The sequence below is a fragment of the Erythrobacter sp. genome (genome assembly GCF_023653175.1).
Taxonomy (GTDB): Bacteria; Pseudomonadota; Alphaproteobacteria; order Sphingomonadales; family Sphingomonadaceae; genus Erythrobacter.
Window position 1 is genome coordinate 1 of the sequence record NZ_JAMNXL010000116.1, and the last position, 11,396, is coordinate 11,396.

General features: G+C 68.2%; 14 protein-coding genes. 7 read left to right on the forward strand and 7 right to left on the reverse strand.

The features are described from left to right. Nucleotides 1-153 precede the first annotated feature (153 nt). The 6 genes from NBV68_RS12860 to NBV68_RS12885 are packed head-to-tail and all read left to right on the forward strand — an operon-like array spanning nucleotide 154 to nucleotide 4,276. Entirely contained in the window at nucleotides 154-345 is a 192-nt protein-coding gene (locus tag NBV68_RS12860; RefSeq protein WP_296310418.1) for a hypothetical protein, read from the forward strand. A 6-nt stretch (nucleotides 346-351) separates the two neighbouring features. Continuing rightward, nucleotides 352-1,233, forward strand: a complete 882-nt coding sequence (locus NBV68_RS12865) for a manganese catalase family protein (RefSeq protein ID WP_296310419.1) — start codon at nucleotides 352-354, stop codon at nucleotides 1,231-1,233. 12 nt (nucleotides 1,234-1,245) lie between these two features. Next, nucleotides 1,246-2,010, forward strand: coding sequence for a ZIP family metal transporter (locus tag NBV68_RS12870; RefSeq protein ID WP_296310420.1), 765 nt, complete (start codon nucleotides 1,246-1,248; stop codon nucleotides 2,008-2,010). Between the two features lie 25 nt (nucleotides 2,011-2,035). Next, nucleotides 2,036-2,887, forward strand: coding sequence for an SDR family oxidoreductase (locus tag NBV68_RS12875; protein WP_296310421.1), 852 nt, complete (start codon nucleotides 2,036-2,038; stop codon nucleotides 2,885-2,887). Nucleotides 2,888-2,891: 4 nt separating this feature from the next. Then, nucleotides 2,892-3,977 carry a mechanosensitive ion channel domain-containing protein gene (locus tag NBV68_RS12880; RefSeq protein WP_296310422.1) on the forward strand — a complete coding sequence of 362 codons (1,086 nt, stop codon included), beginning with the start codon at nucleotides 2,892-2,894 and terminating at the stop codon, nucleotides 3,975-3,977. Then, complete coding sequence (locus tag NBV68_RS12885) at nucleotides 3,974-4,276, forward strand: PQ-loop repeat-containing protein (protein WP_296310423.1); 303 nt, start codon at nucleotides 3,974-3,976, stop codon at nucleotides 4,274-4,276. The genes NBV68_RS12880 and NBV68_RS12885 overlap by 4 nt, the downstream gene beginning before the upstream one ends. Nucleotides 4,277-4,326: 50 nt before the next feature. On the opposite strand, the gene NBV68_RS12890 is transcribed toward NBV68_RS12885, so the two are convergent. The 7 genes from NBV68_RS12890 to NBV68_RS12920 form a co-directional block, all read right to left on the reverse strand. Then, the gene (locus NBV68_RS12890; protein WP_296310424.1) at nucleotides 4,327-4,692 is read right to left on the reverse strand and encodes a PRC-barrel domain-containing protein; all 366 of its coding nucleotides are present in this window, start codon (nucleotides 4,690-4,692) and stop codon (nucleotides 4,327-4,329) included. 122 nt (nucleotides 4,693-4,814) lie between these two features. Beyond that, on the reverse strand, nucleotides 4,815-5,828 hold the full coding sequence (locus NBV68_RS12895; protein WP_296310425.1) for a Gfo/Idh/MocA family oxidoreductase: 1,014 nt from the start codon (nucleotides 5,826-5,828) through the stop codon (nucleotides 4,815-4,817). Continuing rightward, on the reverse strand, nucleotides 5,825-6,781 hold the full coding sequence (locus NBV68_RS12900; RefSeq protein WP_296310426.1) for a zinc-binding dehydrogenase: 957 nt from the start codon (nucleotides 6,779-6,781) through the stop codon (nucleotides 5,825-5,827). The genes NBV68_RS12895 and NBV68_RS12900 overlap by 4 nt, the downstream gene beginning before the upstream one ends. A gap of 4 nt (nucleotides 6,782-6,785) precedes the next feature. Then, nucleotides 6,786-7,892 carry an inositol-3-phosphate synthase gene (locus NBV68_RS12905; RefSeq protein WP_296310427.1) on the reverse strand — a complete coding sequence of 369 codons (1,107 nt, stop codon included), beginning with the start codon at nucleotides 7,890-7,892 and terminating at the stop codon, nucleotides 6,786-6,788. A gap of 17 nt (nucleotides 7,893-7,909) precedes the next feature. After that, on the reverse strand, nucleotides 7,910-8,830 hold the full coding sequence (locus tag NBV68_RS12910) for a beta-xylosidase (protein WP_296310428.1): 921 nt from the start codon (nucleotides 8,828-8,830) through the stop codon (nucleotides 7,910-7,912). After that, the gene (locus NBV68_RS12915; protein ID WP_296310429.1) at nucleotides 8,827-9,624 is read right to left on the reverse strand and encodes a TIGR04290 family methyltransferase; all 798 of its coding nucleotides are present in this window, start codon (nucleotides 9,622-9,624) and stop codon (nucleotides 8,827-8,829) included. Before NBV68_RS12915 ends, NBV68_RS12910 begins: the two co-directional genes overlap by 4 nt. 2 nt (nucleotides 9,625-9,626) lie before the next feature. Beyond that, the gene (locus NBV68_RS12920; protein ID WP_296310430.1) at nucleotides 9,627-10,223 is read right to left on the reverse strand and encodes a histidine phosphatase family protein; all 597 of its coding nucleotides are present in this window, start codon (nucleotides 10,221-10,223) and stop codon (nucleotides 9,627-9,629) included. A gap of 240 nt (nucleotides 10,224-10,463) precedes the next feature. On the opposite strand from NBV68_RS12920, the gene NBV68_RS12925 reads away from it, so the two are divergent. Beyond that, on the forward strand, nucleotides 10,464-11,396 hold a 933-nt coding region (locus tag NBV68_RS12925; RefSeq protein WP_296310431.1), incomplete at its 3' end, for an NAD-dependent epimerase/dehydratase family protein.

Consider the following 11,396-nt stretch of genomic DNA (forward strand, 5'->3'; position numbering starts at 1 on the left):
CGGAACGTTTTCAGTCTCACCTATGTGAAGTTCGGCAAATATGGCCGAAAGACCGGGCATTGCGAACCCATGTTATAGGGTCACGGCTGCGGAGCGGTCAGTCTTTATCAAACGGGCGAGCGAAAACTGTTCGTCGCATCCGGAGCACTATTCATGGACAATTCTTGGATTACGAACGTTCTACCGTTCTGGATACTCGGCGTGCCGCTGGTGGTGAGTGTCATTAGTTATATGCGGCTGCCTAGCCAGAGCGATCTCGTCCCGCCCGACCGGCGCGCAGAGCGCAACAACATCGTCCGCGAGCCGGTGATCCGGTCGGGCGACACCGCCGTTTCGAGAGGATAACCCATCATGTTCAGTCACAACAAGCGCCTGCAATACACCGTCCGCGTTGCCGAGCCGAACCCGGCGCTCGCCTCGCTGCTGCTCGAACAGTTCGGCGGCCCCGACGGCGAGCTGGCCGCGGCGATGCGCTACTTCACGCAAGGCCTCGCCGAGGAGGATCCGGGTCGCAAGGACCTGCTGCTCGACATCGCCACCGAGGAACTCAGCCACCTCGAGGTGATCGGCTCGATCGTCGCCATGCTCAACAAGGGCGCCAAGGGCGACCTGGCCGAGGCCGCGCTGGAGGAAGCCGAGCTCTACAAATCGCTGACCGCGGGCGGGAACAGTCACACCCAGTCGATCCTCTATGGCGGCGGGCCTGCGCTGACCAATTCCTCGGGCGTGCCGTGGACCGCGGCCTATATCGATTCGCGCGGGGATCCGACCTGCGATCTGCGCTCCAACATCGCGGCAGAGAGCCGGGCGAAGATCATCTATGAACGCCTGATCGCGATCACCGATGATCCGGGCATCAAGGACGCGCTGGGCTTCCTGATGACCCGCGAGATCGCCCACCAGAAGAGCTTCGAGAAGGCGCTCTATTCGATTGCCGACAACTTCCCGCCGGGACGCCTTGCCGGGGTTGCGCCCTATGACAGCCTCTATGTCAACGCCTCGACCGGGCCGGGCGACACCCAGGGGCCGTGGAACAGCGGACCCGAATGGGAAACCACCGACGAGAGCGACATGACCCGATCCGCCGATGGCGGCGAGGGCACGGCCGAGGTCAAGCTGCCGGCCGACCAGATGAAGACCGTCGAGGCGATGATGCTGCGCACAGCTTCGGACCCGAACAGCGATCCGCTGACCGGGGCGGATCTTGGCGCGGGCGCGGTGATCGACGACTGATGCATGCTTGAGGTGGCGCTGACAGGAATCGCGGCAAGCAGCCTTGCCGGGGCCATGACCGGTCTCGGCGGGCTGCTGGTCGCGGTCTCGGGCGCGCCCGATGCGCGGCGGCAGAACCTGCTCGTCGGATTTGCCGCAGGCGTGATGATTGCCGCTGCCTTCGGCTCGCTGATCCTACCCGCCTTCGTGCAGCTGCGCGAGGGCGGGGCCTCGCTGATCGCCGCCGGGGCGAGCGTGCTGGTCGCCCTGTGGCTCGGCGCTGCGGTGATGGCGCGGCTAGGGGTGTGGAGCCATGGGCTCGCCGCGCAAGGGCGCTACTGGCCCGCCGCACCCGACGAGCGCCGCATCGCGCTGTTCGTGCTCGCGATAACCCTGCACAACCTTCCTGAAGGCATGGCCGTGGGCCTCAGCTTCATGGGCGGCGATCCGCAGCTCGGTTGGGCGACGATGCTCGCGATCGGCTTGCAGAACATCCCGGAGGGGATGGCGGTCGCAGCGCTTCTCGCCAGCATCGGCTGGAGCCGCGCGCGCTGCGCGGCGGCGGCGCTGGCGACCGGGCTGATCGAGCCGATAGGCGCGGCCTTCGGCGTCGCCATCGCCTCGGCGTCGGCAGCGATCCTCCCCTGGGCGCTCGGTATTGCAGCGGGCGCGATGCTGTTCGTGGTTGCCGCCGAGATCATCCCCCACACCCGCCGCCAGATGGCGCACGGATCGGCGAACCCGGCGCTGATGGCGGGCCTCGCGCTGATGCTGGCGCTCGACCTCACCCTCTCCTGAACCCTCACACGCAAGGAACCTCCCCATGTCCAAGATTGTCTCCAAGCTCGAAGAAGGCGACCTGCCCGGCCTCGAGGCCAATCTCGAGCCCAAGCCCGACTGGGAGCCGCGTTATCCCGGATCGGGGCGGCTCGAGGGCAAGGTCGCGATCGTCACGGGCGGCGACAGCGGAATCGGCCGCGCGGTCGCGGTGCTGTTCGCGCGCGAGGGCGCGGACATCGTCATCTCGCATCTCGAGGAAGAAGAGGACGCGATGGCGACGGCCGAAATGGTCGAGGACGAGGGCGCGCGCGCCGTCACCATCGCCGGCGACATCGGCGAGCGCGATCACTGCAAGGAAATCATCGACCTCGCGATCCGCAAATTCGGGCGCATCGACATCCTCGTCAACAATGCTGGCGAGCAGCATCCCGACAAGGACGTGACCGAGATCACCAAGAAGCAGCTGAAGCGCACCTTCCAGACCAATGTCTACGGCATGTTCTACATGGTGCAGGCGGCGATGCCCTTTCTCGAGCGCGGCGCGGCGATCATCAACTGCACCTCGGTGACGATGTACGAAGGTGCCGAGGAGCTGCTCGATTACTCCGCCACCAAGGGCGCGATCACCGCCTTTACCCGCTCGCTTTCGCAGAACCTCGCCGAAAAGGGCATTCGCGTGAACGGCGTGGCGCCGGGGCCGATCTGGACGCCCTTGAACCCGTTCGGGGGCGCGAGCGAGGAGAAGCTCAAGACCTTCGGCCAATCCACCCCGCTGGGCCGACCGGGTCAGCCCAACGAGGTCGCGCCCTGCTTCCTGTTCCTCGCCTGCGAGGATGCAAGCTACATGACGGGGCAGGTGCTGCACCCCAATGGCGGGATCATCGTCGGCAGCTGACACGATGGACTTCGCACAGCTTGGAGACCTGCTCCCCGGCGAAGAGGGGCTGATCGATCTCGTCTGGACGCTGGGCATCGCCGCCGCGCTGGCGGCCGCGGCCCTGCTTGTCCACGGCCTGCTGGTGTTCGTCGCCCGGCGCATCGCCCGGCGCACCGAGACCGGCAGCGACGAGTTGCTGATCGAGCATCTGGTCCGCCCGCTGCGCTGGATCGCGGTCGCTCTCGCGCTGCTCTCGGTCGAGCGCATCGCGGTGCCGAGCCGCGATCTGGCCGCGGGGATCGTCGCCTTCGTGCGGCTTGTCATGCCGCTGCTGTGGGGCTGGCTGGTGATCGCCGGCATCCGCTTCCTCAAGAGCTACGTCTATGCCCAGAGCGATCTCGAGGTCGAGGACAACCTCGCCGCGCGCCGTCGCCGCACCCGGGCCGACATTCTCGCCCGGATTGCGGTCATCGTGGTGCTGCTGGTCAGCGCCGGGCTGATGCTGCTGGCTATCCCCGCCGTGCGCGAGATCGGGCTGGCGGTGATGGCTTCGGCGGGGATCGCGGGGCTGGCAGTGGGTGTCGCGGCGCAACCGCTGCTCAAGAACATTGTCGGCGGCTTCCAGCTCGCCTTCACCGAACCGGTGCGGATCGACGACGTGGTGGTCTATCAGGGCGAATGGGGCCGGGTGGAGCGGATCGGCCTCACTTACGTGGTGCTGCGGATCTGGGACCAGCGACGGCTGGTGATCCCGGTCTCCAAGCTGGTCGAGGAGCCGATCGAGAACTGGACGCGCCAGACCAGCCAGCTGCTCGGCACGGTGTTCGTCCATGTCGACCACACCGCCGATATCGCCGCCCTGCGCGAGGTGGCGCTCGATGCGGTGCGCTCGCACAGGCTGTGGGACGGGCGCGCGGCGGCGGTGCAGGTCACCGACATGACGCCGCACGCCCTCGAAGTGCGCGTGCTGATGAGCGCGCGCGGCGGGAGCGAAATGTTCGATTTGCGCTGCGACGTGCGCGAGGCGGTGGTGCGGGCGCTGGCCGATGGCCTGCCGGGGTCGCTCAACCGGGCGCGCGTGGTTGTGGAGGAAGGGGTTTCGCAATGACCATCGACTGGGTCACGATCATCGGCACCATCGGCGCGAGCGCATCGGTGGCAAGCTTCACCCCGCAGGCCTGGAAGATCATCCGCGAGCGGTCCACCGAGGGCCTCTCGCTGGCGATGTTCGCGCTGACGTGCCTCGCCTTTGCGGCGTGGACCACGTTCGGGATCATGAAAGGGGAATGGGCGCTGATCGTGCCCAACGCGATCTGCCTGGTCTTCGCGCTGTTCATCCTCGGGATGATCGCGATGCCTGCGCGCAAGACCGAAGAGGTTGCCGAGACGCTCGATCCGGAAAGCTGATGGCGGCCCCGCCCAACGGGGGCGGAGCGGGGCCGCCTACGGCGCGGCCCTTAGTAGGTCACGCCGTAATGGGAATAGACCTGGCTGTTGTAGGTCTGGTCATATTCGGGCTCGTTGTTGTTGTCCGCATAGCGCGGCGCGTCCTCGAGCGTGTCCTTGTCGAGATCGACCACATAGCCGCCATGATCGGTGCTGTAGGTCAGCATCGACCAGGGGATCGGATAGTAATCGGCCCCGATCCCGAGAAAGCCGCCGAACTGCATCACGGCGTATTCCGCCTTGCCCGAGCGCTTGTCGACCATGAAGTTGGTGATCGACCCGAGACGCTCTCCTCCAAGATCATAAACGGCGGTGCCCTCGACCTTGTTCGAGGCAATGAGCTCGCGGGTTTCTTCGGTGTTGATTGCGTCTGCCATCGGCTGTTTCCTCCTGTGATAGGCAGGCGCGAAGGTGCTTTGTGTAGGCGCTTGGGGCACTCACATAGGTCAGGCCGGGGCCGAGGCGCCCTTGCGGTGCGGCGGGCGAGGCGCGCAGGCTTTCAGGCGCGGTCGGCGGCCCCATAGATCCGGTCGATGACCGCAGCGACGGCGGTGAAGCGGTGCGCCTCGGGATCGAAGCGGGGGCTGGTCGCAAGCGCGCGCGCCCAGCCGGCGGCCGCGCGTCCGCCCCAGTCGTCGGGCGGGGAGACCAGTGGTTCGGTCGCCGTGCCGGTGAAGCGCGCCAGCTCGAAATCGTAGAAGCTTCCCGCCACATTGCGCAGCCGCGCGCCGCCCTTGGTGCCGTGGAAGCTCGCCTCGATCCGCGCGTCCTCGCCCGCATGCAGGTTCCACGAACAGGCGATCCGCACCGCCGCTCCGGTGGCCAGATCGAGCCGGGCGAGGGCGTGATCCTCGACCACTTCGCCCCCGCGCGCAAAGGGCTCGCCCCCGGCAAAGAGCCTTGCACTGACGTGCTCGACCGCCGGAAAACCGGTCAGCCACAGCGCCAGATCGACAAGGTGGCTGCCGAGGTCGATGACGCAGCCCCCGCCCGACAGCGCAGGGTCGCGGAACCACGCCTTGTCCGGGCCATAGGCATTGTGGAACACCAGATCGGCGGCGAAAATTGTGCCCAGTTCGCCCGCTTCGACCAGTGCGGCAAGCGCGCGGGCGGCCTTTGTGTGGCGGTAGGAGAGGTCGACCCCCAGCAGGCGGTCGGCGGTTTCGGCCGCTTCCACTACGCGGGCCGTTTCGGCGGCGGTTCGCCCGAGCGGCTTCTGGCAGAAAACGGCAACGCCCCGCTCCAGCGCCGCGATGGCCTGTTCGGCATGGAGCGCGCTGGGCGTGGCGATCACGACCCCGTCGAGCCCCGCATCGAGCAGGCTCTCGTAGCAGCTCAGGATCGCCGCACCCGGCGCGAGCGCGAGTGCCTCGCGCGCGCAATCCTCGGCAGGATCGACAAGGGCAACGATCTCGGCCGCGCCGGTGGCCGCGATCGCCTCGAGCCGGTGACGGCCGATCCAGCCGGTGCCGAGGAACCCGAGGCGGGGCCTACTCTCCCTTGAAAGCGTCACCCGAGGTCGATCCACGCCTTGACGAAGCCGGCGGGCTTGTCGCGCGTCGCATCGAGCGCCTCGCCGAGCCGCGCCAGCGGGTAGCGGTGGGTGAGCAGCCGCGCGAGATCGAGGCGGCCTTCGCTCACCGCCGCCACCGCCTCGCGCACCCCGCGCAGCTGCACCGCCGGGTCGCGCTCGTGGGCGTTGACGACGTCGATGCCCTTCCAGTTCCAGCCTTGCATGTTCACCTGCCGCGGCCCGTCCTGATGGTAGCCCGCAATCACCAGCCGCCCGCCGAACCCGACGATCTCGCCCGCCAGATCGAGCGGCCATTGCTTGCCGACGCATTCGATCACCCGGTCGCACAGCACCGCGCTGGTGATCGCCTTGACCGCTTCGATGATCCGCCCGTGGTCGTCCATGGTGATGGTCTCGGCCGCACCGAAATCCCGGGCGAGGGCGAGGCTCTCGGGGCGGCGCGAGATGGCGATGACCTCGGCCCCCGCTGCGTTCGCGAGCCTGGTCAGCACCGCGCCCAGAAAGCCGATGCCGATGATCGCGACGGTCTGCCCGGCCTGGATGTCGCTCCGCCGCAAGATGTTGAAGGCGCAGCCAAGCGCCTCGCCCGGGAAGGGCCGGCCGGCCAGCGCGGGCGGCAGCTTCACCACCATGGCGGCGGGCGCGATGTCGGCCTCAGCATAGGACCGGAACGAGAGCGCCGCGACGCTATCGCCTTCGGCCAGCCCCGTCACGCCTTCGCCCACCGCCTCGATGCGGCCCCAGCCCTCGTGCCCCAGATCGCCCGGCGGCGTGGGGTAGCGCATCCATTCGGGCCCCGCCCACGGCATGAGGTTGGAGGCGCACACCCCGCATCCCTCGAGCCGCACCCGCACCTCGCCTGCGCCGGGTTCGGGCAGGGGGACATCGGTGATGGCGGCGGCCCCCGGGCCGGTCAGGACAACCGCGCGCATCGTATCAGCCTTCCGCAATGAAGGCTTCGAGCGCCGCGTGGGCCTCGTCATCGCTCATCTGGCGCGGGGGATGCTTGCAGAACCATGCGCTCGCCGGATGGATCGGCCCGGCCAGCCCCCGGTCGCGGGCGACCTGCGCGCAGCGGATCATGTCGATCGCGACACCTGCCGAATTGGGCGAATCCTCGACCGAGAGCCGCAGTTCCAGGTTCATCGGGACGCCCCCGAACATCGTGCCCTCCATCCTGAGGAAGCACACCTTGTTGTCGTTCTGCCAGGCGACATAGTCGGACGGGCCGACGTGAATATCCGTGTCCCCCAGCCTTGCGGCGGCGACGGCCTGCACGGCCTCGGTCTTGGAGACCTTCTTGGCGGCGAGACGGCTGCGCTCCAGCATGTTGAGGAAGTCGGTATTGCCGCCGGTGTTGAGCTGGTAGGTCCGCTCCAGCGTCACTCCGCGCTTGGCGAAAAGATCGGTCAGCACCCGGTGGACGATGGTCGCGCCGAGCTGGGCCTTGATGTCGTCCCCAATGATCGGGATGCCTGCGCTGCGGAACCGCTCGGCCCAGGCGGGGTCGCTGGCGATGAACACGGGGATGGCGTTGACGAAGGCGACGCCCGCCTCGATGGCGCAGTCGGCGTAGAACTCGCTGGCCTGCTGCGAGCCGACGGGAAGGTAGTTGACCATCACCTCGGCACCGCTCTCGCGCAGCACATCGACCACGGCGGCGTGATCGGGTTCGGACGCGTCGGCGGGGAGGAAGGTGCGGTCTTCGGGGTAATTGGCCATGTGCGCGGCGACCCCGTCCAGCAGGCGGCCCATGCGGACCCTGGTGCCGGTCGGCTCGACAGTGTCGCAGAACCGCGCGGTGCAATTGGGCTTGGCAAAGATGGCCTCGGCGACGTCGCGGCCGACCTTGCGGCGGTCGATATCCCAGGCGGCGACAATGCCGATGTCCCCCGCCTCGTAGCCGCCGAGGCTGCGGTGCATCAGCCCCACAGTTTCGTTCGCCCCGCCGCGATAATGGGCGATGCCCTGCACCAGCGAGGATGCGCAATTGCCGACGCCGACCAGCGCCACCTTGATCCTGCGGGCCGCGGGGGACAGCATGGAATTCTCCTTTAGGGTCAACTGCGCGCCGCGCGGACCAGCGGGCGGGCGGGGGCGTAGCGCTCGGTCATCTCGGCGCAGAAATCGGCGAAGGCCTGCGGGTCGCGCGCGCAGGAGGTGTGATGCGCCTCCACCCCGAGATGTTCGGGGGTGAAGCAATAGGTCACCATCACCTCGAAGGGGGCGAGCGCCTCCATCTGCCGGTCGAACCAGTCGAGCGCGCCGGGGCGGAAGCGGTCAGCCCAGCTGAGGCCGGTGCGCAGCTTGCGGACGCCGAGGCCCTGCATGATCCTGACTGCGTCATTCAAGCGCGGATCCTCGAAATGGAACCACTGCATCAGGCCCATTCGGTCGGCGACCCGCGCGTAGCTCTCGAACGCGGGCTTGGGGCTCCCGTCGGCGCGGATCAGGCCCATGTGGAAGTGGCGGTAATAGCTCGACCCTTCCGCCTTGCGGTGCCGCGTCTCCGCGCCCCAGGCCTGCGGCAGGTCGAACAGCGAATACCAGTAGACGTTCGGCACGCGCCCCAGCAGCAGATCGGCGGTGCGTTCCAGCCCGAAGACCTGCACCTCGTCCGCCCCGAAGCTGCCGACGCCGACCTCGGTCGCCCACACCGGCTTGTCGGGAACGACCGCCTCGATCTCGGCAATCTTGTCCGGCCAGGCGTGGATCGGCCAGAGGTTCCAGTCGAGCGGGAAGCCGTGGACGGCGACCACGTCGACCTCGTCCAGCGCGCCGTGCCCGCGCATTTTCTCGACCCAGAAGGGGTCGATCGGCGACATTCCGCCGAGCACCCGCGTCACGTGCGGATTGATCGCGGCGATCGACCGGCCAGCCCGGATCACCGTGTCGGCATAGATCGCCCAGTCGGGGTCGAGCTCGGGGTTCCAGTGCGACTTGTTGTTGGGCTCGTTCCAGATCATCGCGGCTTCGATCATGCTCGCATCCCCTGCGCCGGATAGACCGCGCCCGCGCCCATCTCGGCAAAGGGCACCGGGGCCACGCGGCAGAGATAGACCTCGGCCTCCGGATGGCTCTCGACGACAAAGCCCGCCGCGCGCAGCATCGCCTGGGCGCAGGCGGCGTTGGGGGCCCACCAGTTCGACCAGTCAGCTGCGAATTCGCGTTCGATGAAATGGAGCTTGGGGTAGCCGGGCGCGTCGAAATAGTCTGGCGGATCGAAGGTGCCGGGCTTGTGGAAGGGATGGTCGGCCGGGGCCGCGAACACCTCGGCGCTCCCCTGCTGCATGGTCTGGAACAGCATCAGGTCGCCTGCCACATGCTCGCGGATCAGGTCGAGCGCGAGCAGCGGGTGGCGCAGGTGGTAGAGCACGCCCATGAAGATCACGAGATCGAAGCGCTCGCCCAGAGCTGCCACGTCGTAGACGTCGCATCGCGCGAATTCGATGCCGGCAAAGCCCAGCGCGCCCGCCGCCAGCCGCGCCTGATCGAGATAGCGCGGATCGCTGTCGACCCCCAGCACGCGCCCCGCGCCCCGCCGCGCCATCTCGATCGCGTAGAAGCCGGCGTTGCAACCGATGTCGAGCACCGACTTGCCGGTGAGATCGGCGGGCAGGGCATGGGCGAAGCGGCGGTATTTGAAGGCGGGGTAATCGCCGAGGAAGTGCGCGGGCGCGGTGGTCAGCCCGCCGCCCAGATCGATGTTCTGGAACCACGGTGCGAGCGCCTCGACGTCGGCGCGCAAGCTGCGGTTGGACGGAGCGTCAGCCATCCTCAACCCGCGCGCTCGTTGAGGCTCATCACCCGCTCGCCCCAGGACCCTGCGGCGATGCGGGTGACCGAGGCCGGGTCGATGTCGAAGCCGAGGATGCGCCCCAGGGGCAGGCCGAGCACGCCGGCGACCGCGGCGCGGATCACGTCTGCGTGGCTGACCATCGCGATCACCGCGCCCGCTCTGTTGCGGGCCGCCGCGCGCAGATTCGCGAGCACCCGCTGCTGGACACCGCCCATCGTCTCACCGCCGGGCGCTCTGCCGTCGGCGCGGCGGCTGTTCCATTCCTGCCAATCGGGATCGCCGGCAAGGTCGGCATAGCGCTTGCCCGTCCAGGCGCCGAAATCGATCTCGTCGAGCCCGGGTGCAACCGTTTCGGCGAGCCCCGCTGCCCCGGCGATGGCGCGCGCGGTCTCTTGCGCGCGGCGGACCGGGCTGGTGTGCACCGCATCGAGCCCGCCTGCCGCCAGTCGCTCCGCCAGAGCCTCGGCCTGCGCGCGCCCGGCCGGTGTCAGCGGCACATCGCCGCCTCGCCCGGTCAGAACGCGGCCAAGCTGCGCATGCGCCGCATGGCGGACGAGGAGAATAGTGGCGGTCATGGTGCTCCCGAAGCTGGCGAAGCTAAGTAGAAGCCGACTCGCCGCCAGCCCTCAAGGAGCCATGTGTCCAATTTGGGTTAGTGCGTGGTCCCCGCAGACTTGCAGCTGAGCATCCGAATAGGCCACCATGTCGATCAAGAACCGATCAACATGCGTTAGCATCCCGATTTAAACCATGCCCGCCCCGCTTCGACTAGGAACTTAGCTGAAGAAGAACCAGCAGCTGTCGGGAGTGCGCAAGTGGCGGAATTGATCTTGGTAACCGGCGGCGCCGGCTTCATCGGCCGACACCTCGCCCGCGAATTGCTCCGCCGCGGCCACGCCGTGCGAGTACTCGACGCGCTGATCCCGCAGGTTCACCCGGAGGGCGCGCGCCCGGCCGATCTCCCCGCCGACATCGATTTCCGGCACGGCGACGTGCGCGACGAGGATGCGGTCGCTGCCGCGTTTCAAGGCGTGGACGCGGTCGTCCACCTCGCCGCCGAGGTTGGCGTGGGCCAGTCGATGTACGAGGCGGCGCGCTATACCGCCACCAATGAACTCGGCACCGCGATCCTCATGGAGCGGCTGATGGACCACCCCGTCCGCCGGATCGTGACCGCCTCCTCGATGAGCATTTACGGGGAAGGGCTCTACCGCGATGCCGATGGCGCGCTTGTCGAGGATGCGGCGCGCGGCGTGCTCCGCGATGGCCAGCGCAGCTGGGATCCGTGCGATGCGCAAGGCCGCCCGCTCGCCCCCGTTGCCACGCCCGAGTGGAAGGCGCCCGCGCTCTCCTCGGTCTATGCGCTGAACAAATATGTGCAGGAGCGCATGACCCACATCATGGCCGCGCCCTACGGGATCGAGAGCACCTGCCTCAGGCTGTTCAACGTCTACGGCCCGGGGCAGGCGCTCTCCAACCCCTATACCGGGGTGCTGGCGATCTTCGCCGCCCGGCTGATGAACGGCCAGCCGCCGATGATCTTCGAGGACGGCGAGCAGCGCCGCGATTTCGTCCACGTCAGCGATGTTGCGCGCGCCTTTGCCGATGCGCTGGATCACCCGGCGGCAGCGGGCGGGACGTTCAACATCGGTTCGGGCGAGGACCGCTCGGTGCGCGAGGTCGCGCGGGCGCTCGGCGCGGCGATGGGGAAGAATGCGTCGGAGCCCGACATCCTCGGCAAGGCGCGC

Bases quoted from the DNA above. Each gene is read 5' to 3' on its own strand.
- NBV68_RS12860 (WP_296310418.1), top strand. From the start codon at position 154: ATGGACAATTCTTGGATTACGAACGTTCTACCGTTCTGGATACTCGGC.
- NBV68_RS12865 (WP_296310419.1), top strand. From the start codon at position 352: ATGTTCAGTCACAACAAGCGCCTGCAATACACCGTCCGCGTTGCCGAG.
- NBV68_RS12875 (WP_296310421.1), top strand. From the start codon at position 2,036: ATGTCCAAGATTGTCTCCAAGCTCGAAGAAGGCGACCTGCCCGGCCTC.
- NBV68_RS12880 (WP_296310422.1), top strand. From the start codon at position 2,892: ATGGACTTCGCACAGCTTGGAGACCTGCTCCCCGGCGAAGAGGGGCTG.
- NBV68_RS12885 (WP_296310423.1), top strand. From the start codon at position 3,974: ATGACCATCGACTGGGTCACGATCATCGGCACCATCGGCGCGAGCGCA.
- NBV68_RS12890 (WP_296310424.1), bottom strand. From the start codon at position 4,692: ATGGCAGACGCAATCAACACCGAAGAAACCCGCGAGCTCATTGCCTCG.
- NBV68_RS12900 (WP_296310426.1), bottom strand. From the start codon at position 6,781: ATGCGCGCGGTTGTCCTGACCGGCCCGGGGGCCGCCGCCATCACCGAT.
- NBV68_RS12905 (WP_296310427.1), bottom strand. From the start codon at position 7,892: ATGCTGTCCCCCGCGGCCCGCAGGATCAAGGTGGCGCTGGTCGGCGTC.
- NBV68_RS12910 (WP_296310428.1), bottom strand. From the start codon at position 8,830: ATGATCGAAGCCGCGATGATCTGGAACGAGCCCAACAACAAGTCGCAC.
- NBV68_RS12915 (WP_296310429.1), bottom strand. From the start codon at position 9,624: ATGGCTGACGCTCCGTCCAACCGCAGCTTGCGCGCCGACGTCGAGGCG.
- NBV68_RS12920 (WP_296310430.1), bottom strand. From the start codon at position 10,223: ATGACCGCCACTATTCTCCTCGTCCGCCATGCGGCGCATGCGCAGCTT.